The following is a 20700-nucleotide window of genomic DNA, read 5'->3' as shown; positions in this document are numbered from 1 at the left end:
TTAACCCTGATCTATACTGTCTTGACGCGCATCCTCGCCCAGAAACAGGCGGATCAGATGACCGATGGAAAACAGAAGGACCAATGCTCCGCTGATTGTCATAGGCAGGGATCTCAGGCCCTCGGGCCATTGAATAAGCGGGATCAACGTGCCCCATTTGAATTCGGTCAATTCAAGCCCATACCAGAACATCATCGCGCCAAATCCGGCCAGCAGCATATCTGTGATGCAGACAAAGACTGTTCGTACTTTCGGGGGCACCATGCCCCGAAAAAGAACAACAGAGAGGTGGGTATGGTTGTGCACTCCGGCTGCTGCGCCGAGGAAGGCAATAACCATGACAAGTAAAAGCGATACCTGTTCAACCCAAGTGGGCGTGTCATTGAGGACGTACCGGCCAAAGACCAGCCACGCGAAGATGGCGGTCATAGTCACGATGGCGACGCCGGCCAACACGGTACAAAGGCGGGCGAGCAGGTCGAGGAAGAAATCCATCCTCCGTAGAAACTCTGATGTCTTGCCTGAAACTTGCATGCCGCCCCCTTTTTTTGGTTTTACGAGTCCGGCTTCTTTGAAGGAAACCGGACGCGCTTAACTGTATTCGCTTTGGCAAATCACTCAGTGGCCTGAGCCATCTCGACCAACGCTTTCATATCTGGGTTGGCAGCTAGGTAGTCGGCATAGACTACGTCCATCGCGGACTGGAAGGGACCCTTGTCTGCGATTTCGTTGACTGTGATGCCAGCCGCTTCAACGTCAGAGCGCGCTTGCTCAGATCCAACAGCCCACAGTTCGCGCTGATAAAGAGCCGCTTCTTGTGCCGCACTACGTACAGCTTCTTGTAGTTCGGGGCTAAGCGCGTTGAACTTGGCTGTATTCACACAGATGCACTCGGGGATGATCAAATGCTCAGACAGCGAATAGTGCGACGTCACTTCGTAATGGCCGACGTTTTTGAACGACGGGAAGTTGTTCTCCGCCCCATCAACAACGCCTGTTTTCAGTGCCTGTTGTACTTCCGAAAAAGCCATTGGAGACGGATTTCCACCCATAGCCGAAATCATCGAAGTGTAGAGATCGTTGTTCATAACTCGGATCTTCAGACCTTCCACATCGGCTGGAGAGTTGATTGGTTTCTGGCTGTAGAATGACCGGGCTCCAGCATCAAAATATGCAAGGGGAAGAACTCCTGCCTCACCCATCGCTTCGGCAACGACCGCACCAGCTTCACCTTCCATCACGCGGAACATGTGCGGCACACTTTTGAAGATGAACGGAAGCGATACAAGGTTTGCCTCTTTGACCATCGGACCAATCGGGCCAAGGTTGAAGTTGCCAACCTCGATGGCTCCAATTCGCACTTGCTCCAGCGCATCGGGCTGCGAGCCAAGAACGCCGCCGTGGAAAACATCTACCGTGACTTCACCATCTGTGGCTGTGTCAACAAGCTCAGCAAATTTGTCCATCGCCGCCGTATTGGGGTGGCCGTCATTGTGAATGTTCCAAGCGCGCCAGCTTTCAGCCGATGCTGAAGAGGCGATCAGTGCAACGGTTACTGCTGCAAAAAGCGATTTCGTAGAAGTCATGGGTCTCCTCCCGTTTTTTCTGAGCAGCAACAGGCCAAAATGTGTCGTCTGGAGGATGAAAGTCACAAAACTTCCTGCTTCCTCCCAGAGCCGGAATCACTGCTGAACTAATAAGGACACTAGTATCCAAGTTGTGTCAACAACTCGTTTGAAACATGTGACGGCCTTGACTTCAATGGTTACAGGCTCTTTGATATTAACCGAAAAAGCCTTTCCAAAATACGTACGAACTGTGGCTTTTTAATATATAAAACAGTTCCTTAACCACCTCTCAGACTGTGGCGACAGGATTATGAATCAGAGGATGAAAGAAAAAATCGTGGACGGAATTAGAACCCGAACAACCACTGATGCCGTCTACGAAACACTGCACGATCAGATCGTTTCGCTCGAAATTCTTCCCGGCACAAAATTGTCCGAGACGGAAGTCGCACGTCGATTCGGCGTATCTCGCCAACCTGTTCGCAACGCCTTCACCAGGCTTGGAAATGAGGATTTGCTACTTATCCGACCTCAAAAAGCAACCGAGGTGCGTGGCTTTTCAATGGATCGCCTAGAGCTTGCTCGTTTGGTGCGAAGGGCCGTCGAACTTGAAATAGTTTACATGGCGGTTGAGACTTGGGATTCAGATCGGGATGCGAAGCTAAGCGAAAACTTAGCCCTTCAGGAGAATGCTCTGACGCAAGGGGATCTATCTGCCTTTCACGCGCTCGATTACGATTTTCACAAACTAATCTACGTCCTTGGCGGCAACCCGTTAGCGTTCGAAGTTATGCTGGAATGCAAACAAAAAGTAGATCGTCTCTGTATGCTTGGTCTTGAGAAAGATCGCGAGGCGAATTCCATTTTGGAAGACCACTATGAGATCGCAAATGGGCTTGCCTCGCGGGATCTGTCAAAAGCGCAAAACGCAGTCAGAAAACACTTATCCCGCCTCGACGACACTATCGCGTTTATTCACGAACGCCATCCCGAGTATTTTGAATGAATTTGGAAACTCATACCGCTAATTTGGTTCAATATTCAGTACCGAAAATGTGCCTATCGTGCCTGCCGGCTGCTCATTTATCTTAAAGTTTTTTTGCTTGTTAGGGATCATCGAATGTGCAATGCCCGGTTTCGTTTCTGCGGTTTTCTCACGTTCTACAAACGTGATGGTGCTCGGCAGCGAATTGGGGCTTTCCCGAACAACAGACGTTCGCTACACCCAGCAAGAACGTCTGCTCTGCGAAAAAAGCGTCCGTTTAGCCAAGATAGCTTTGCTGGTACGTTTCACACTTTCGGCAGATATTGATCAAGCAGAGCATCCACCAGGCCCTCTTGCAACCGGTACCCTTTCTGCTGGTTTACTCGCAGTATGTCTTCCAATACTACAAACTGTTCCATGCCTGTTGTCATGGCTAAACGAAGAGTCAGGTCATCGTAATCGCTCTGTTTCATAGAGCCACGAACGGGTGCAAGGGCCTCGCCAAATGCTGTAACCCTTCTGGCGCCGCGCATTTTGACAGTACTGTCCTGAAGTGATGCCTTTAGAGACTCAGCCAAAAACTGACGGAAGTACGCCTCATGTTCGCGCGAGAAATCCAGATAATAGCGCGCCACAGCGTGCACACGGCTTCGTACGTCCTCAAGTCCTTCCAGCAGTCCAGAAGTTGGAGTCACCTCTACGTCGAGGGTCGCGTCCAAGGCCAAAACACCGGGGTCGGAGAAGTACCGATATACCGTCGCGCGGCCAATTCTCGCTCGCTCTGCGACTTTAGCAAGGGTCACGTTTTCTCCTTCGGACATAAGCTCACGTGCCGCCGTCAGCAATGCCTCTCTTGTTCTGTTTTTTTGATTGGTTCGAGGAGCCAAATCGCGAGTCCTTAATGATACACTTGTCTCATGAGGAGATTTATGTATCATATAGGCACATTTATCGAAGTAAAGGGAGCCGTTGAAATGACAGAGTCTCGCCCACGCACGTACCACCTTCTCGGTAATCTTCTGACGTTCCACGCGTTTCCTGCTGAAACCGGAAATCGCTGCACCATCGTTGAGATCAAGACCGCCCCAGGTGCTGGCGCGCCACCCAACCATCATGCAGGTGAAGATGAAAGCTTCTATGTCTTAGAAGGTGAGTTTGAATTTTTCCTGAACGGCAAAACAAAAAATGTAAGCATCGGTGATTTCGTGAAAGTCCCGGACGGCGCCGTGCACGCGTTCACATGTATTGGGCAAAGCCCAGGTCGCCTATTGTGCATCAATGCTCCAGGAGAAATGCACGATAAATTTTTTACCGAAGCGGGTGAAGCAATGCCAGACGGCACCACAGACATTCCTGCTCCCGATGGGCCACCCGACATTCCGGCCATCATGGCTGTAGCCGAAAAGACTGGTATGACAATTTTGGCGCCATAAAGTGAGCCTGCCTGAACTTCATCTTCGAAACGGGAGCCCGCGAATTAACGTTTCTGTAAAGAGTTAGAAAAATGTGCCAAACCAAACACTCGGAACCGCACTGGCAACGTCCGCAATGGGCTCGAAGCAGTCGTTGGCGGCGTAGTGCATCAATGACCGCTGTGCGGACAACGCCGCCATTCAGCTTCAACGACTGATCCGTCAGGATAGAGCAGTCTCCAAACGTTCCAACGAATTCTGCGGCCACACCTCATCGAATTTGTAGAATTCCTCGAAGATAGGAATTTCCTTGCTGAGTGGCACCCAGGCCTGTTTCCTGCTCGTGAAAATCTGTGCATCTGGAGGACATTGATCCGGGTTTTCCAGTGTCCCGACGCGCACGTACCTTAGCTTTCCAAGGCGGATCATGTAGCTGCTAAAAACGCCGACGCCGCAATCCCTACAGCGCGTAATAATCTGACCTTTCCCGCTCGGAGCGGAGAGCTCATTTTCGGTGATTGGCCCTTTGCACTTCACGCGATCAGCCTCAATGATGGCGTTCAAGACGTAGGCTGCTCCGGTTTGTCGCTGACATTCGCTACAGTGGCAGCAATGCACGAACATGGGTTGTGATGTCATCTGATAGGTTACGGCTCCGCAACCGCATTTCCCTTTGATCATTATTTCCCCCGAGTTGTTTCCTAGCGTTCAGCCATGGCCCTTATTGGACCAGCTCATAATGCTTGATAGAACGCGACTCGACCAATTCGGCCTCCGCCGGATCGATATGCGGGCTCTGGTAGTTTTCGCCGACAAACGCCTTTAGTGATTCTAGGTTTTCCCACACCATGACAAAGCTGAATTCTCGTGGTGTGTCAGCACGTGCGGCACCAGGAAACACTTGAACGATGCCATTAGTACCTCTCATCAAGGGTATAGCTGTTTCATGGAAGAACTTGCTGAACTCTTCCTCTTTTCCTGGCCGAGTCACGACCTGAAAGATGCGCATGATCATTCGTCCGGCCTCCGTAAAGTACGGTTCCTGAATGTATGAGCGCCTCTGGTTCTATGACCATATCATTTTGTTGCGGGTGTGTCTGCTTTGGGCTCAACGCGGTCATCCGACCTTTTTTCTGATGAAGGCTAAGCGCCGCTAAGCGGTCTTTCGGCAGCAGACAGTCGAACTTTGTGCATTTAGTGGTCGCTCAGCACGATAGCAGACGCTGACCAAAAACCCGCTGTAGCCGAGGATGGCACTTAACTACCGCCAAGCCCCTTAGAAAAATGCACAATATTCTCAACTCAAACCGAATTATATTATGTATAGTATATAGTTATTGCTTGGTGCATTCACTTTCTGAGAACAGAGGAGTTCACTATGCCAACACCGCTCTTCAAGCCTGGTCATTCCGGAAATCCGGGTGGCCGACCCAAGCTGGAGCCCCAGACAAGAAAGTTGATTCAGTCGAACGGCGAGATCGCTGTTAAACGCATGAACGATCTTTTGTCGATGGATGAGCTCTTCAATCGCATTGATCGGAACGGCGAATTTGTATCGGGAAAACTCTCTGGCAAAGAACAAATCGCCTTGTTGGCTCTAGCTCAGGACCGAGCCTTTGGGCGCGCTGATAGCGTTAGCATCACACACACCCACAGCGGAACTGTCGGCATGAGTGTCAATCCAACACAGCGGCTCAAAGACATCAGCGACCGCCTTCCAGAAAGATTGGCTCAGCAGAAGGTGATTGAGCCAAAACTGCATGACGTCGAGTAGTCTCCAACCATCTCGTAGGGGCTGCCTAGTGCAGAGGTTTGGGTTTGCGCCAACAGGCCATGCGCACGCGCACGTAAGCCTCCTCGAGTTGACGACCCTATACTGTATCTGATAGGCGACGCCCCCTTTTTCCAAAAAATTAGGAGGACCTGCAGATGTGGGTAGCATTCTCGACGCCCGAGAGTTCGGGCTTTTTTCTCGGCCGTTGCAAAGGATGAGGACGGCAAGACCAGCGGGCCGCACATGGGGTCTCGCGTATGTCTACGGTTCCGCCGCGCTCAAGACGCCGAACTTCTGCGCGACTATGGTATGGACGGTGAAGTGATCGAAACACCGGGCGGCGACTATCGTTACCGGGCGTTCATTCCACGCAATCACCTCGCGACTGTGCTGATGAACCTGGGCGACCGAATGGCATATACCAATTTCAAGGACAGCATCCCCGAGGTTGACATAGCACTCGCAAACGCATGCCACGAGGCATGGGCAGTGTTCGGCGATTTACAGGATGGTGGACCGTATGGATTGGGGTGAAAACAGCCTTTTTTCACCCAGAACGGTTGCCTCAAAGTTGCCTTGAGTAAAAAGCCCATGGGCCCATCAAGTGGGCCACACCATTTAAGCCTCTATTTTTCAAGGTAAACCAGTGGCGGACCGAGGAACCGCCCCCGCCCTGTCTCTATCTGTATCAATCAATCGTCTTTCGCTTTGTAAAATATAGGATAATTAGAATTATCTGAAATAACTCGTTGCAATATGTAACGAGCAATGTCACTTTTTATGGCAGGTAGGATGGCAGGCTGAACAGAGCGGGAATCGAACTATGCCCAAAAAGGCAAAAGAACTATCGGCTCTCGAAGTGAAGCGGTTGAAACACCCTGGCCATGGAAACAACGCAACTTTCGCGGTCGGCGGCATTGATGGATTGCTGCTTCAAATTACCCCTTCCGGCGCACGCTCTTGGTTGCTCAGATGCACCATAGGCAGCAAACGGCGTCACTTAGGCTTGGGTGGCTTTCCTGATGTAACGCTAGCAGAGGCTCGGGAACGAGCGCGTGAAGCCCGCCAGTTGATCCGGGATGGTATAGACCCAGTGGAGCACCGCAAGGCTAACAGAGCGGCTCTGGAAGCAGCCCAAAAACGCGGCATGACTTTTTCCCAGGCAATGGAAAAGTTTCTAGTCGGTAAGCTGGAAGAATTTGAAAACAAAAAGCACAAGAAGCAGTGGCGTGCGACTCTGGACAATTACGCGGTTCCTGCCGTGGGTAATATGCTAGTGGCGGATATCCAGGTTTCGGATGTTCAGCGAATACTTGAACCTATTTGGTTGTCCAAAAATGAAACCGCCACTCGCTTGCGAGGAAGAGTTGAGGCCGTGTTAGCTTGGGCGACGGTTGCGGGGCATCGTACCGGGGACAATCCGGCTAGATGGAAAAACAACTTAGACGCCATTCTTCCAAAACCTTCCAAAGTGGCAAAGGTCAAGCATCACCCTGCCCTAGATCTTGATGATGTCGCTGATTGGTTCAAAGACGTGCAATCGCGTTCCGGTTTTGCGACTAGGGCACTTGAGTTTATGGCCATGACTGTCGCCAGATCGGGCGAGATACGTGGAGCGGTTTGGCCTGAGTTTGATTTAGAAAAGGCACTTTGGACTGTGCCTGCCGAGCGTATGAAGATGCGCAATGAACACCGAGTTCCGTTGACCCGTCAGGCTGTGAAACTGCTGAGCACGCTCGACCGAATGGAGGGAAGTGAGTTTGTGTTTCCTGCAGCACGTGGAGGCATGCTTTCAGATGCGGCCCTGTCAGCCTGTATGAAGCGGATACATGCCGCAAAGCCCGCTAGATACCTGGACAGGCGCTCTAGCCGCCCTGCCGTCCCCCACGGTCTAAGAAGCACGTTCCGGGATTGGGCGGCGGAAAGGACAGAATACCAGAGTGAAATGGCCGAAATCGCGCTTGCACACTCCGTTGGCTCAGAAGTTGAGCGCGCCTATAGGCGGGGCGACATGATCGAAAAACGGCGTGCAATGATGGCAGCATGGGGACGCTTTTTGCGTGGTGAAACTGGTGCCAAGGTTGTGCCGATGGAGATGCGACCATGAGTGAAAGTTTCATAGGATGGGACGGGTATCCATGTGAGTTTCAAGATAGTCCCATCGGGAAGCCTTTAATATCTGCAATGAGATCATTGGAAGGGGGAGTTCGCTTCTCCGACGATGAAATTAGAGTACGGGCACATGCCTTTTATTCCGCTTCAATAATCGGCAAGGATGAGGAATTGCCGCGAAACCGCCAGGCAACCCCTAAGGGGAGTGTGGACGAACTTCGGAAGCTATCGAAACTGACAGACGCGCTTCTGAGGCACATTGCCAACATGCGAAAACCAGCTGTGACTGCACTGCATAACCAAGGCTGGGATCTATTCGCTTTGGAAAAACAGCTTAGTCTATGGCCGGAAGGATCGCTACGGGCAATTTCTGAACTTGAGTCCGACTCTGGACGGTTTGGAGCGCCGCAGAAATTCGCCGCAGGCAAAGTGACCGAGATGGCAGCGAGCTTTTACTCCCAAGCAACAGGCAGAGAGCCAACTATTGTTAATGGAATTGAGATCAATCAAGCCAGTGGACCTTGGCTCGACTTTCTTAACGAAGTGTTAAAAGCACTCCGAATTAAGGCAAGCGCGGAAAGCCAAAGCAAAATACTGTTCGGAAAAAAGGGTGGGAAATAGCCCCACTTAACTCCCTTGGCGGATTTCCCAGATGTTCGTCAGATTGATTGTGCTGAAACAGAAACAGGCACGACAATGACAGATATTTTTCTTTCCGATATCGAGGTAGCAAATCGTTACAGCATCGCCCGCCCGACAGTATGGCGCTGGCATCGTGAACAACAGGAATTCCCCCGCGTTGTACGGCTGACACCCGGTTGTGCGCGCTGGAAACTGTCTGATTTGGAAGCTTGGGAAAAGTCTCAGGCTGAATGTGCAGCGGCCTAAACGACCCCACCGGCGGTGGCGGGCGGGATTCGTAAAACGGATGCTTTCTCAGGGCCTCTGCACACGAAATCACCACTCTGCGCCGTCGAAGGCAAACCTTTGAGGCAAGAGCTATGCAGAATCTTCAAGTTAAACTTTTAATGCGCATTCACGGGCTTACTGCGGCCCAAGCCAACGCGTTGGCCCCCTTGATATGGGGAGGCTGACTGATGGCCGATAAGCGAAAACTGACCCGGCAGGAACGTTGGCGACTTCGCAACCCCAAGAAAGTGTGGGCGCAGGTTGCGACAGCTTCGGCATTGCGGCGCGGTCTCATCCAACGCAAACCATGCGAAGTCTGTGGCGCAAAAAAAGCAGAGGCCCATCACCCTGACTATGACCGACCCCTGTTGGTGCGGTGGCTTTGCCGCAAGCACCACAAACAGGCGCACAGGCGCTCGGGGGCCGCATGACAAGAGCAAGAGAAGGGAACGAACACTGGACCAAGATGATCAGGCAGCACATGGAGTGTCCAGCATGGCGGGCGCTCTCCCTGCCAGCGCAGGCTATTTACCCTTGGCTCAAGTTGGAGTGGAAAGGTCCGAATGCCAACAACAACGGCAAAATCGCTCTCTCCCTACGCCAAATCGCTGATCGAGCCGGTTGCAACATCAAGACAGCAATGCGCGCCTTTCGCGACCTTCAGCGCAAAGGGTGGATCGTGGTCACACGCCCAGCCAACCTCGGGTTGGCTGGCCATGCCCGTACGCATCAAATCGAGTTGACCGAAATCACTTGTCTACCAAACGACCGCCCCAGAGCACTTTACCTGAAATGGCGCGAGGGTTCGGATTATCCCGTCGTCGAGGTCAGAACGAACAACCCGAAAGGCAAGAATGGAATTCAAAACCCTGTGCCCTCTAAGGGCATGAAACGTTCCCTAAAAGGGCACGAACAGCAAGACCACGTTCCCTCTAAGGGCATAGGACGTTCCCTAAAAGGGCACGAACAGCCCCTAGTCGACCCCTCCGACGTTCCCTCTAAGGGCACATCCTTATCTACCAGGGGTATGGGGCAATTAATCCAACATCCCGCAGCAAAGGAAGTCGGGCAATGGTGACCGAGATTGAGAGACTAGTACGGCAACAACAGGTTCGTGAACAGGCAACGCCGAACATCGAACACATGATTTCAAGTCTCTTGGCGGCGGGCAAAGTGCCTCCAAGGCAAAGGGGGGTAGTTAAATCTTCAAAACTCTTATCGGAATAACCGGCGGGTCAGGCTTTTACCCGTATCTCCAATTCAAAAATCCACGAGGCAGACACATGGCACGGAATAGAACACCCTTGGCAAAGGCCAAGATGACAGGGGCAATCAAGACGCATCCCGAGCGGTTCAAAGACCGCACAGAACCTGACGGCGGTGGTCCTCTGGGCAATCCGCCTGAATACTTTAACGCTGCGCAGCGCAAGATCTGGAACAAGTTTCTGGGCGAATTGCTTTGGCTTGAAAGGGCAGATCGAGCGTTGGTCGAGCTTGCTTGCATTACACGAGCGCAGATCGAAACCGGAGGTGCAAACGTCACCGCAGCGCTGATGCGAGAACACCGCCAGCAGCTTTCCAGCTTGGGCGCAACACCAGTTACCCGCTCCAACGTTGTGCAACCGGCTGACCAGGAAGAGGCTAACCCCTTCGAGCAATTCATGGGGGGCAAATGATGGCACAGGAATTGAGTGATGCGCTTGTCGTTCGCATTGAGGCGAGTCTGCGCAAGTTCGAACGGCAGATGGAGCAGGCGCGCAAGGCGGCTGTGAACGGCGCGCAGGGCGCTGAAAACGCATGGAAGCGCGGCGGGAAGCAGATCGCAGCCAACGCCAATCAAGCTGCAACTGGATTGCAAAGGCTTATGAACATTTCCGGGCGCGGCCGTTTCGTGTTGCAGAACACGGCTAACCAGATTGGCGATATTGCCGTTCAGATGCAGGGTGGCACCAGTGCAAGTCGTGCCCTCAGTCAACAATTGCCGCAACTTCTGGGCGGCTTCGGCGCTCTGGGCGGTTCTCTGGGCCTCTTGGGTCCGCTAATGGGAACTGTGGCCGCGCTGGGTTTTCCAGTTGCCACGGCACTGCTGGCGGCTTCTGACGAGGGGCGCAAGCTTTCTGACGTTGTGTCGGACATGGACAAGGCTTTGGGCGACCTAGAAGCAACCGCAAACATCGGCATGATGACGATGGATGAACTCACCGAGCGCTATGGCGAAAACGCAGCAGCCGTTAGAGAAGTCTATCTCGAATTGGTGAAGGTCAACCAGCAACGCGCCCTGAACTCGGTACAGGAGGCCATGATTGCGGCGGGCGACGAGCTAGGCGCACTGGAGCAAGGTCTGCGCGACTTCGCTGAAGCACAGCGGGAATTCTTGCGGGCGCAGGACACCAATTCTGATGGGTTTGCGGAATTGCTGCCCTCTGAGATTGCCGCGTTGGAACAAGAAATGAAGGATTCCATGCAGCGCTTGCAGGATGAGTTCGGCCTGACCACTGCACAGGTCTATCGGATCATCGACGCCCTGGACGCACTCAAGAACGCCAATGGGCCAGAGGAAGCCGCAGAAGCGGTTCGCCAAATCTCTTTGGCCTTTTCCCAAGCTGTCGAGGAAGGCGCGCGCCTAGAAGGTGCATTTGCCAATATCGCACAGGCAGCGGCAACAGCTTATGCCAGCGTTTCCCGCGCCATGACCGTTACCCGCAACGCCGCAGACGAGGCCGCACGGATGAACAGCGGCACGCCGATTTATCGACAGGGGCTTTCCGGCCCGGAAATATTGCCCCCTGCGCTGACGGATGGCGGAAGCGGTGGTGGTAGCGCAAGGCGTGGTGGGTCTGTCCGGTTGCCGGATGGTCTGCACGAAGCTCAGCGGCTCTATGAGAATACCCGCAGCGAGGCTGAGAAGTACGCAGCAGAGGTCGAGCGTATCAACGAACTGCACCGTATGTTCCCGGAGATCGTCACCGAGGAAGTGCGCAATCGGGCCTTGGACGCCTTGAAAGACGGTGTTGAGGAAGTTTCGGACGCCACCAAAATGCTTGAGAGCGGGTTCCAGAGCTTGTTTATGTCCATCACTGAAGGGTCGGACTCTGCTAAGAGCGCGCTTTCCTCTCTGCTTTCGGACATGGCAAAACTTCTGGCTCAGTCTGCGTATACCGGGTTGTTTGGAGAGGCTGGGCTTGGCGGGGCACTCTTGGGCGGTCTGGGTATTCCCGGCTTCGCAACTGGCACGAGCTTCGCCCCAGGTGGGATGGCCTTGGTCGGGGAACGTGGCCCCGAGTTGGTCAATCTGCCGCGCGGGTCTCAGGTCATTAACGCCAACCGCACAGAGCAGATGCTTTCCGGTGGGGGCATTGTGAACAACTGGAGTATTGACGCCAGAGGCGCGCAGGCAGGCGTTGGTGAGGAAATCCGGCGCGCGCTGGAAGGATATGGGCCAACTATAGACCGGCGCGCTGTCGCTGCGGTGTCCAAAGCCAGGAAGCGGGGGCTGGCCGTATGACACCGTTTAGCGAACGAATAGTCAACGAGTGCATGGAACCCCTGAACAACATCAGGGGGGATGTCGCCAGATACCTAGAGATTGATCTATCTGAGGTCACGACCAAGGAAGAGGCGATAGAGAAGTGCGACCGCGCTGCGGCATCGGCTGAGCAACTCGCAAAAATGGCCCGAGACTTCCGGGTGAGCGTGATCACAATCAATGAGGCGGAAAGCCTGCATCGGTATTTCACGGACGCCAGAGATTTGTTGATATTGTCCGATCAGAGTTAGGCGCAGCACCAGCACGGCTGAAAACCGGGGCTGGTGCAACACCTCAATAGCCAGGCCAAGGCGCGTTGTGCCTATCTACGATTAATACACAGCTTTTCTTCTGAAAATCGAAACCGCGATCTACAATTCTATAGCGGGAGTGCATCTCAGCTCGTGAAATTACGTCCCCCACGTGGGGGATTGCGGCCATTTCAAGTGAGTCTTCGTTCTCCAAATGGTGTATTTGAGGCCAATCGGCAGTGTTTTCTTTATTCCTTTCACGGATACTTATTTTGAACTTCAATTTAGGCTCCTGCTCAGTTTCTTTGCTCACTCCGGCACCACCGCCGTTCTCCACAATGAATTCCACCCTGGCACCTAAAGCACAACCCCAGATTGCCCATTGGAAAAATTTTTCCCAACCTATTGGTTTCGTTTTTCAAAGGTCATATGTTTCGTCGGCTCGGAGGTGGCGGGGCCACACGAGACTGTGTCTCTCTCCGAGAAGTGCCTAGCCGCGCTGTGTGACGGGCTTAGCGGCCTATTGCTAAGGTTGTTGGGGGTATGGATCGACGGCATGGCCGACGACAACCTTAAGCCCAATAAATCGCCGGGTGTGACGAGTTGTACATAGGAGCGCCCAACCGCCGGTATTAGGGCGGAATACAAGTACTGAGCTGGTTTTAACTAGCTCGTCCGGACGAGCGACGCACTCGGAGACATTCCAATGCGTATCACTCTGAAGGTAGAGGGCAAGGTGACTTACTCGGACATTGTTTCGACGTTGTCACTTCTGCTGACCATCTTGGCATTCGTGCTTTGAAGGCGGGGCGGCTTAAGCCGCCCTCTCGTCATTTCTGAAGCAAGCCCGTTTGGCAGCGGGCACGCAAACCCCGACAAGGCGCGTCCGAGCGTGGTGCAGCACCAACACGTCAGTCCGGCGGGGCCGGTGCAATTGTGTTTGGACTGTGGCGATCCGCAAATTGTCAGTAAATTTCAGGGTTATTTTGCCACACCCACAACATGTAGTAGAAATGTACGTTTTCTTGCTTGTTGACGGAATATGATGTGTTTGACAAACCGAGCAGCAACGAGAATTTGTGCTCAAAAGCAGCTATTTTCCTGCAAATTGAAATTGACAGCACTTGATCTCGTGTAACACGGTGATACATGAGAAGACGAACGGAACAGATGATTCACGACTTGCCAATTAAACCAGAACCATGGAACCCTGCTGATGCGACACAACAAATCAGAGCCATTGCAGCCGACCCAGTTTTTTCGCTGGCGTACAAACTCCATGCAACTGAGCGTTTGGAAGAGAGGGACTTGCGCATCTCGGACATTCTGTATGTCCTGAAGAAAGGCTTTGTTTTCGCGGATCCGATTCCAGCTAGCACAAGCGGGTACTATCGATACGCAATAGAGTCCGCCACTCCAAACAGCGGCGGTCGTGGGGTTCGGTTGATTACCATCCCGAACGCTAGCACAAGAAAGATTAAACTAGTGACAGTTATGTGGGTTGACGAAACCGAAACCCGCGCTGGAACACTAACGGAGGGAAACCCATGAACACTTACCACTACACAGAATGCGGATTGCAAAATGTGTTCATTGAGGGCTTGGCACCAGTAATCGACGAAGAGGGCGATGCGGTGATCGAGATTCCTGCAATCAATGGGCTGCATAATGCGATTGCGCAAGGCATCGTACGCCATGAAAAGGGCATGAGCGGTGCAGAGTTGCGCTTCCTGCGTACCGAAATGGGTTACACGCAGGCAGAGCTGGCTGCTCTGGTTCACGCTGATCGTCAGACGATTGGTCGTTGGGAGCGCGGTGAATTCGCCATTGAGAGCACTTCGGAAACAGTCATTCGAAGCTTGGCAATCGAAAAGCTGCTGTTGCCGTACGAAGAAGGGTTGGAGCATCTGGCAAGGAGCAGCGTTCCTACTGCAGAAAGCCAGCCTATCAACATCAGAGTCGAGGGCGACGAGTACCACCTAATGGCTGCTTGAAACCGTTAGGATGTCACCAAAACCCCGCCCCGGCGGGGTTTTCCTTTGCCAGCTAAGAAAGCTATTTCCTCAACCTCACACCTGCCCCACCGCCGTTTTCAGCAATGAACTCTACACCGGCAGCTTCGAGGGCGGCCTGGATCGCTGAAGCAGTCCTATCCGCAACTGTGTGGCTACCAAGCTCAAAGCTAGCAATTGTGCGCTTAGAGACTTCGGAGCGCTCCGATAACTCATCTTGAGAAATCGAGATCAGCGCCCGTGCTGCCCTACATTGTGCCCCATTCATTTCTTTTCCCTTGCATCAAAAGTGCAATTGCATTAAATATGCAATTATGCACTAAAAGTGTATATCATCTTTGGAGGACATAGCAATGACCAATGAACGCGCCCGCGCGAACGATAGCACTCAACCTGAATTCTTCATGGCTGAGCATGAAGACTTGGCAACGTGCGAGCAGCGAGTACAGGCATTCTGCAATTGGTTCGAACTTCCCGACCCAGGACTACGCTACGACGAGGATGGCGACATCCTGATAGATGATGTGTTTCTTCGTTGGTGCAAAGAAGAGGCTATTTCCATCGACTGGCTAGCGTGCGGTGATCCGAAAGGCATGGCTGTTGCGTTCCGGAAATCGCGGAAAAACGAGCAGCAAATCGCAGACAATCTGGAACTGCTCGACGAGCAAGAACTTCGTGCAATCGAGATTGGTATGAAGGCCTACATCAGTGGCTTGGCTCCACTCGAGCAGACGGTCGAGGCAGCAAAACAAGCACTGAAGGAAGTCAAAAAAAGAAGCCGCATAAACTAGCAACATTGCTGGGCGCGGCATTCTCTGCGCCCGTTTTCTTTTGTGAGATTGGATATGAGTTTCTACAGCGTCAATCGGCATTGGTCGGATCAGTTCTTGCCTGAGATAAAGAGCATCATTGGCAGCCACATCCTTCAGGCTGCTCCGGATCCGTTGGACCACTTTCAGGCCACAGACCTGTTAATGTTAGATGCCAAGGACATGCGCATTGCTGCTAGGGTGAGACGCCACGGGTACGCTGCAAGATACCCGCATCAGTTCACCATCAGAGCAAAGCTGCCAACCGGAGCAGAAACCGAACTGTCCAAGATAGTGAACGGCCACGGAGACTGGATGTTCTACGGCCATGCAGGACCAGATGGACAGACTATCCTGAAATGGTGGTTGATAGACCTGCGAGCGTTCAGGGCAGCGTTGATCCGACACAAGACCGCAGGTTCATTCCTGCACATGGGCGACAAACGCAATCCGGATGGCACCTGTTTCAAGTGGTTTGATATAAGGTCATTTCCGAATGAGCCGCCATTAGTTGTGGCAGAGGGTTAACTGCCTACGGTCAGGACCCAAAACCAAAAAATGACGGTTACAGCAAGTGTGGCAATCAAAAAGGTTGTATTGATGAGCTTCATTGCTTCTTCTCTATAAATATGGGCACAGGTCCGTCATCTCGTCGATGTCGGTTTGCTTAAGGTTCAGCTTCTTCGCGGCTGAGTAAGAACTCGCTTTGACTGGGCGTTCGTTTGGAAGTTTGAACGAAACATCAATCCGGTTCTGGACATCGTCGGCCCAAGTCGTTGCGTAGCAATATGCCTCGTCATACGTCTCCTGCTCACTGGTTGCAAAGCGATGCCCAACAACAATATCCCAAGTTTGCGAGCCTATTTTCTGATCCTTTATTTCTTGGAAGATTACGAAGTTGCGTGCGATTTTGGTACCGCCTTCCTGAGGTGGGACTTGTGGCATTGCAGGTGCTGGTGCTGGAACCTCGACGATCCTCTCTACTGGCACTTCGACTATTTTTTCGACTTCAACGATCTTCTCTTCTTTGGCCCAGAAGATGCCTTTGCCGATGCCGAGCGCAGCCAATGTCACAGCGATACCTGTGGCCAGTATGACGAGCCCCGCCATACTACCTTTGCCAATCCGCTCCCGCATACGCATTGGGGCTTCATTCTGTTTTAGCGCTTGCTCTATCGCGCTGAAGTCGTGCTCTGTGGTAACACTACTCATTGTTAACGCTCCTCAGTTTTAGTTCCTGTTTGATTGAGCGTTCCTTCAAATTGGTCAAACCCTCGGTTATGGGCAGGTATTTGTGGATAACGCGATCCTGGTAGACGATCTTTTCCACGGTCTGTTTCCGCCGCCACCTGCGTCGCACAACGTAGCGGCGCAATGCTTGGCCTAGCGATAAAGCCGGAGGCGATGATCCAATGTGCGCAGCAATAAAGGCGGCCATACCTGTGGACAGCGCGGCTGCGGCTGCGACACCGCCGACAATCCATTTGGTTACTTCGTTGGCCTGCGTCTCGGTCACCTGACCTATCGGCGTTGCATACCACTTCGCGGCAATATCATAGATGATCGATGCGCTAGCAGTCTCCGCGACGCGCAATCGCGCTTTTTCAATGTCGATACTCAAGGTGAGCTTGTCGGTCACAGCCTGCGACGCCGCTCGTTGTGCAACCAAAAGAGCCTCATTCGCCTGGGCCAGTTGTGCTTGAACCGCATCTATTTCGGGATTGTAGCCTTCTGTTTTGACCAGCAGAGCATGCTCTGTTTCGATGTTTGCTATCGTCGCAGTAACTCGCTCAATCTCCGCGGCAATGATATCGCCTTCGTCCGCTTGCCAGCGCGCCATTTCAGTGGCTATGTAATTTGCACGCGTCGGTAGAGATCTCTGAGAAACCTCACCCTGACTGCGAATAACTGGGTTGTCGCTGGCTGCCCTGCGCTCGTTGTCTGCAGTTTGGGCATCCCACTCAGCGCCAAATTTGTCGCGCATCTCTGATGCTCGGTTTAGTAGTTCTTTTCGCTCATCCCGCGTCTGTTGAAGAGTGGCGTTGAGAGCTTTATTGGCACCGGAGTTGGTCAAACTGTCCAACTGTGACTGCAAACTTGCGACTACTGCTTGCTGGGCCTCGAACGATACATTCGTGTCGAGCCCATCATGCCTCTGCTCCATGGCCTCTAGTTCGGTTTGAGCAAGTTGCACATCGTATTGCACGGAGCGGAACCATGTCGACCCTGCCATTGTAACCGTTTCGAAGGTTGCCACGATGCCACCTAGTAACAGCAGTAGAGCGAACGGCTTCATGAGCCATCGTGATTTGTAGAGAGCGTACCCCGCAGGTATTTTGAAGAACTCAAGACATGCGAGGATGAGCGGAAAAGCCGCCGCAGACATCGCCAGAGTGATGTTTTGGTGCTCCGTGAAAGACTGCCAACCGATTGCGGCGGCAAGTGAAAGACCTGCTGTGATAATGAGAACTTCCGCGCCTACGGCAACGGCAATAATTTTCGCGCTCGTACGTTGCATGTGCTCGTCCCTAGAAACAGTCCCTAGTAGCCATATGGGGTTGCATGATTTCTGGAACTTTTGAAATTCTGCCAAATACTTGTGAAAGGAAGACAGCTTAAGCCAATATTCGATTATTGCTTCAATCCGATTGCTGGATCTGGGGGAGGCCAAGATGCACAACCTTGTTCAATTCAGGTCTTGTGCTTAGCCTTTGTGGCTATGTGCAACCTCTACTCCAACACCATCCCGGCCACAGCGATGCGCCAGCTGTTTGACGTGGCCGTTGAACGCGACAGGCTGGGGAATGCGGTACCATTGCCAGCCATCTACCCAAAGCACTTAGCCCCTGTGGTCAGGAAAGGCGACGAAGGTAAGCGTGAGTTGGTCCCGCTGAGCTGGGGCTTTCGTACGACAAAGAAGTCAAAGAAAACCGGCGCAATTATTCAACCGGGTGCCTGGAACAACGCACGTGATGACAAGGTGCGATCAAACGGTTTGTGGAAACAGAGCTTTGAAGAGAGGCGTTGCCTTGTTCCGGCGAGTTCGTTCTGTGAGGCTCAAGGAAGAAACCCTGCCACCTACCACTGGTTCGCCCTGAAGGGCGATGAGGACCGCCCGCCATTCGCATTTGCGGGTATGTGGCAAACCTCGCGGTACCAGGGCAAGGAAGGGCCCGAGGAGGTTGAAACCTACACCGTCATCACCACGACGGCCAATGAACTGGTAAAGCCCATACACCCGCAGAGAATGCCCGTCATCCTCAAGCCGGAGGACTATGAGCAATGGATGGATGGCAACGCGGATGAAGCATTTGAACTGCTGGAGCCCTTCAATTCGAACGAAATGCAAATTGTCCGGGCTGGCGAAGGTGAGAAGTCGGACCCAGCAGGAAGATTGCCGTGAAAATCGTATCAGGTGGGCAAACTGGCGTAGACTTGGCTGCACTTGAGTTCGCTATCCAACGCGGTTTGAGCTACGGCGACTGGGTCCCCAAGGGTCGCATCAACGAAGCTGGCCGCATTCCAGAGCGATACACAGGTCTAACGGAAGCACCTTCGCCAAAACCAGACGTCAGAACCCGGCTCAACGTCGGTTCAAGCGACGCGGCGCTTATTCTGACAGATGGATCAGAAAGCCCCGGCACGAACTATACTCATCAAGTCGCAATTGAGGTAGGAAAACCGGTTTTGCGTATCGCGCTTGCAGATAAAAACCGTCTAGAAACTGAGCGGGTTCGGCAATGGGTCGCATCGATCAAGCCTTCGGTTCTCAACGTTGCCGGACCACGTGAATCTGAGGCACCTGGGGTATGTTCGAAAGCGTTTGCTTTCCTGAGCGACGCACTTTCGACCTCCTAGGCCAGTTTCTCACACGCCCGAAGTTCTTAAAGGGCTGACCGGTAAACCCGACGGTATTAACAACTCCTGCGGTCCAATGACCGAAAAGTCCGCGAAGCAGGCAATCGAACCTGGCGCAGCGAACGACCATATTGAGTCCACTATGACAGATGCTGCAGAGCGCATGAGTGTTCGAGGCCGCGTGAAAGCTGCCGTTCATTTTGGCACTAAGGCTATCACGTGATGGATTGGACGGTTTTATGCTTAGTGTCAAATAGTTAAATGGTGTCGTGTGTACTGTGTGTGCAACATTAAGTTGCCTTTTGGCGCGCTCTGTCGGGCGGTTTTTGGTTTGGCATATTTACACGTCTGGGAGACCGCGTCTCAAGCCCGCGCCGATGTTCGAAAGCACGGCAACGATGCCCGAACGCCTAGGACGTACTTTCAGACCCCTTATCACTATGATGTATCATGTCTTTTGGATTGTGTCGCTTGGTACACCGATGCCACCGGGGGGCGATCACATTATCAACGCCCTTACGCAGAACCAAGTTGCCACGACTCAACCAAAGCGGTGGTTCGGTTCAGCTTCCAAATTTATCTCGAAGAAAGGCAGCGCTCGACGTTGAAGTGGTTGTAGACGGAGGCTTAGACGGCGACAATGCGTGTCGGCGAGGGCTTGGACCGGCAACTACTTGTTATGTCCATCGCGGCGGTCCGGTCGTCCGAAGGCAAGCATGCCCGTCTTTCGTCGCGTCCCCAGGTAAGTTGTAATAGCCGCAGAGGCCTTGCGCGAATCGACACCGCTAGCTTAACGTTAGGTTGAAAATTCTTAGGTCATATTTGATGAAATTTGTTCTAGCCCTTGTTTTCTCGATCGGATCAGTGTCTGCCGCATTTGCTGACTATGCGGCGGTGGACAAGCGGGTACGAACGGAACCTCTCGACTACCGCATCGCGTTTTGCTCCCGCCTTTCCGACGGAAATATCCTACCAACCCACGCGTTCGTCGTCTACACACGCGCCGAGCCGGGGAAGTCTGCCGATTTCATGCTGGCGACTGGCTGGGCCCCGGCTGCGGGCAAGAAGTTCACGACGAACGCAGCCGTCGGCGCATTTTCTGAGGAAATCCTCACTGATCGCAGCCAGAATTGCCTGCCGGTTCTGGTCAATTCCGAGGCCTGGCAAACTGCGCTCGATGCCGCCCGCGAGGTTGACTTCGAAGAGGTGTTCGAAGGGGATATCGACCAACTCGCCGAACGGTTTTCGGTGTACCGTTTGCTTGAGAACGACTGCATCACGTTCGTGCAATCCATCGCTGGTCAGATCGGTTTGAAGGTCCCGGATCGGGGCGCGAAGCGGCCAGTGGACTACATACCGGAGCTTGCCAAGGCTAACGGCGCATGATGCGCGCCGATCCGTATTTGAGGGATCCGTATTTGAGGGAGAAGTAATCGGCCGTATGGCCTGACGTTTTTAAATCGGGGGGGATTTGTAGTGTCTGT

At 53.0% G+C, this 20700-nt stretch carries 25 protein-coding genes; 16 read left to right on the top strand and 9 right to left on the bottom strand.

Annotated elements, in window-relative coordinates; all coding sequences use genetic code 11:
* Both ACR0I8_RS08055 and ACR0I8_RS08050 read right to left on the bottom strand, forming a co-directional pair.
* A complete protein-coding gene (locus tag ACR0I8_RS08055) occupies positions 1–534 on the bottom strand; it encodes a TRAP transporter small permease (RefSeq protein ID WP_170375922.1) in 534 nt (177 codons plus the stop codon).
* Between the two features lie 80 nt (positions 535–614).
* Complete coding sequence (locus ACR0I8_RS08050) at positions 615–1652, bottom strand: TRAP transporter substrate-binding protein (protein ID WP_425083723.1); 1038 nt, start codon at positions 1650–1652, stop codon at positions 615–617.
* Between the two features lie 238 nt (positions 1653–1890).
* Here ACR0I8_RS08050 and ACR0I8_RS08045 point away from each other — a divergent pair, with 238 nt between their 5' ends.
* Positions 1891–2574 (top strand): GntR family transcriptional regulator, encoded by a 684-nt coding sequence (locus ACR0I8_RS08045; protein ID WP_170642894.1) that lies wholly within the window; start codon positions 1891–1893, stop codon positions 2572–2574.
* A 284-nt stretch (positions 2575–2858) separates the two neighbouring features.
* Here the strand turns inward: ACR0I8_RS08045 and ACR0I8_RS08040 are convergent, their stop codons facing one another.
* Positions 2859–3440, bottom strand: coding sequence for a TetR/AcrR family transcriptional regulator (locus ACR0I8_RS08040; protein WP_170690909.1), 582 nt, complete (start codon positions 3438–3440; stop codon positions 2859–2861).
* Between the two features lie 42 nt (positions 3441–3482).
* On the opposite strand from ACR0I8_RS08040, the gene ACR0I8_RS08035 reads away from it, so the two are divergent.
* A complete protein-coding gene (locus ACR0I8_RS08035; protein WP_170690911.1) occupies positions 3483–3986 on the top strand; it encodes a cupin domain-containing protein in 504 nt (167 codons plus the stop codon).
* A 201-nt stretch (positions 3987–4187) separates the two neighbouring features.
* Here the strand turns inward: ACR0I8_RS08035 and ACR0I8_RS08030 are convergent, their stop codons facing one another.
* Together ACR0I8_RS08030 and ACR0I8_RS08025 are read right to left on the bottom strand one after the other, a co-directional pair.
* A complete protein-coding gene (locus ACR0I8_RS08030) occupies positions 4188–4646 on the bottom strand; it encodes a GFA family protein (RefSeq protein WP_170690913.1) in 459 nt (152 codons plus the stop codon).
* A gap of 40 nt (positions 4647–4686) precedes the next feature.
* Positions 4687–4980, bottom strand: a complete 294-nt coding sequence (locus tag ACR0I8_RS08025; protein WP_170690915.1) for a hypothetical protein — start codon at positions 4978–4980, stop codon at positions 4687–4689.
* Positions 4981–5343: 363 nt separating this feature from the next.
* Here ACR0I8_RS08025 and ACR0I8_RS08020 point away from each other — a divergent pair, with 363 nt between their 5' ends.
* The 5 genes from ACR0I8_RS08020 to ACR0I8_RS08000 all read left to right on the top strand — a co-directional run bounded on the left by ACR0I8_RS08020 (position 5344) and on the right by ACR0I8_RS08000 (position 8739).
* On the top strand, positions 5344–5739 hold the full coding sequence (locus tag ACR0I8_RS08020; RefSeq protein ID WP_170690916.1) for a hypothetical protein: 396 nt from the start codon (positions 5344–5346) through the stop codon (positions 5737–5739).
* A gap of 243 nt (positions 5740–5982) precedes the next feature.
* Positions 5983–6273, top strand: coding sequence for a hypothetical protein (locus ACR0I8_RS08015; RefSeq protein WP_170690917.1), 291 nt, complete (start codon positions 5983–5985; stop codon positions 6271–6273).
* Between the two features lie 289 nt (positions 6274–6562).
* Positions 6563–7846 carry a site-specific integrase gene (locus ACR0I8_RS08010; RefSeq protein ID WP_170690920.1) on the top strand — a complete coding sequence of 428 codons (1284 nt, stop codon included), beginning with the start codon at positions 6563–6565 and terminating at the stop codon, positions 7844–7846.
* Positions 7843–8472 (top strand): hypothetical protein, encoded by a 630-nt coding sequence (locus ACR0I8_RS08005; protein ID WP_170690921.1) that lies wholly within the window; start codon positions 7843–7845, stop codon positions 8470–8472. Before ACR0I8_RS08010 ends, ACR0I8_RS08005 begins: the two co-directional genes overlap by 4 nt.
* Before the next feature lie 75 nt (positions 8473–8547).
* On the top strand, positions 8548–8739 hold the full coding sequence (locus ACR0I8_RS08000; RefSeq protein WP_170690923.1) for a MerR family transcriptional regulator: 192 nt from the start codon (positions 8548–8550) through the stop codon (positions 8737–8739).
* A gap of 616 nt (positions 8740–9355) precedes the next feature.
* Here the strand turns inward: ACR0I8_RS08000 and ACR0I8_RS07995 are convergent.
* Positions 9356–9478 carry a hypothetical protein gene (locus tag ACR0I8_RS07995; protein WP_480702999.1) on the bottom strand — a complete coding sequence of 41 codons (123 nt, stop codon included), beginning with the start codon at positions 9476–9478 and terminating at the stop codon, positions 9356–9358.
* Between the two features lie 565 nt (positions 9479–10043).
* Between ACR0I8_RS07995 and ACR0I8_RS07990 the strand changes: the two genes are divergently transcribed.
* The 4 genes from ACR0I8_RS07990 (at position 10044) to ACR0I8_RS07975 (ending at position 14531) form a co-directional block, all read left to right on the top strand.
* On the top strand, positions 10044–10436 hold the full coding sequence (locus ACR0I8_RS07990) for a hypothetical protein (RefSeq protein WP_170690924.1): 393 nt from the start codon (positions 10044–10046) through the stop codon (positions 10434–10436).
* Positions 10436–12265 carry a hypothetical protein gene (locus tag ACR0I8_RS07985; protein ID WP_170690582.1) on the top strand — a complete coding sequence of 610 codons (1830 nt, stop codon included), beginning with the start codon at positions 10436–10438 and terminating at the stop codon, positions 12263–12265. Before ACR0I8_RS07990 ends, ACR0I8_RS07985 begins: the two co-directional genes overlap by 1 nt.
* 1421 nt (positions 12266–13686) lie before the next feature.
* Entirely contained in the window at positions 13687–14088 is a 402-nt protein-coding gene (locus ACR0I8_RS07980; protein ID WP_480702996.1) for a DUF4258 domain-containing protein, read from the top strand.
* The gene (locus ACR0I8_RS07975) at positions 14085–14531 is read left to right on the top strand and encodes a helix-turn-helix domain-containing protein (RefSeq protein ID WP_170690928.1); all 447 of its coding nucleotides are present in this window, start codon (positions 14085–14087) and stop codon (positions 14529–14531) included. Before ACR0I8_RS07980 ends, ACR0I8_RS07975 begins: the two co-directional genes overlap by 4 nt.
* 61 nt (positions 14532–14592) lie before the next feature.
* On the opposite strand, the gene ACR0I8_RS07970 is transcribed toward ACR0I8_RS07975, so the two are convergent.
* A complete protein-coding gene (locus ACR0I8_RS07970) occupies positions 14593–14817 on the bottom strand; it encodes a helix-turn-helix domain-containing protein (protein ID WP_170690929.1) in 225 nt (74 codons plus the stop codon).
* Positions 14818–14902: 85 nt separating this feature from the next.
* Here ACR0I8_RS07970 and ACR0I8_RS07965 point away from each other — a divergent pair, with 85 nt between their 5' ends.
* Together ACR0I8_RS07965 and ACR0I8_RS07960 are read left to right on the top strand one after the other, a co-directional pair.
* Positions 14903–15340 carry a hypothetical protein gene (locus ACR0I8_RS07965; protein ID WP_170690931.1) on the top strand — a complete coding sequence of 146 codons (438 nt, stop codon included), beginning with the start codon at positions 14903–14905 and terminating at the stop codon, positions 15338–15340.
* Between the two features lie 54 nt (positions 15341–15394).
* The gene (locus ACR0I8_RS07960; RefSeq protein WP_170690933.1) at positions 15395–15886 is read left to right on the top strand and encodes a hypothetical protein; all 492 of its coding nucleotides are present in this window, start codon (positions 15395–15397) and stop codon (positions 15884–15886) included.
* A 93-nt stretch (positions 15887–15979) separates the two neighbouring features.
* On the opposite strand, the gene ACR0I8_RS07955 is transcribed toward ACR0I8_RS07960, so the two are convergent.
* Entirely contained in the window at positions 15980–16570 is a 591-nt protein-coding gene (locus ACR0I8_RS07955; protein ID WP_170690935.1) for a hypothetical protein, read from the bottom strand.
* Entirely contained in the window at positions 16563–17876 is a 1314-nt protein-coding gene (locus ACR0I8_RS07950) for a hypothetical protein (RefSeq protein ID WP_170690937.1), read from the bottom strand. Before ACR0I8_RS07950 ends, ACR0I8_RS07955 begins: the two co-directional genes overlap by 8 nt.
* 201 nt (positions 17877–18077) lie before the next feature.
* Here ACR0I8_RS07950 and ACR0I8_RS07945 point away from each other — a divergent pair, with 201 nt between their 5' ends.
* The 3 genes from ACR0I8_RS07945 (at position 18078) to ACR0I8_RS07935 (ending at position 20602) form a co-directional block, all read left to right on the top strand.
* Entirely contained in the window at positions 18078–18761 is a 684-nt protein-coding gene (locus ACR0I8_RS07945; protein ID WP_480703072.1) for an SOS response-associated peptidase, read from the top strand.
* Positions 18758–19216, top strand: a complete 459-nt coding sequence (locus tag ACR0I8_RS07940) for a putative molybdenum carrier protein (protein ID WP_480702993.1) — start codon at positions 18758–18760, stop codon at positions 19214–19216. The genes ACR0I8_RS07945 and ACR0I8_RS07940 overlap by 4 nt, the downstream gene beginning before the upstream one ends.
* A gap of 825 nt (positions 19217–20041) precedes the next feature.
* Positions 20042–20602, top strand: a complete 561-nt coding sequence (locus ACR0I8_RS07935; protein ID WP_170693041.1) for a hypothetical protein — start codon at positions 20042–20044, stop codon at positions 20600–20602.
* The last annotated feature ends 98 nt before the right edge of the window (positions 20603–20700 follow it).

This window comes from Ruegeria sp. BG9 (assembly GCF_056538305.1).
The sequence above is the reverse complement of the archived record's forward strand: the minus strand, read 5'-3'. Positions and strand labels throughout refer to the sequence as shown.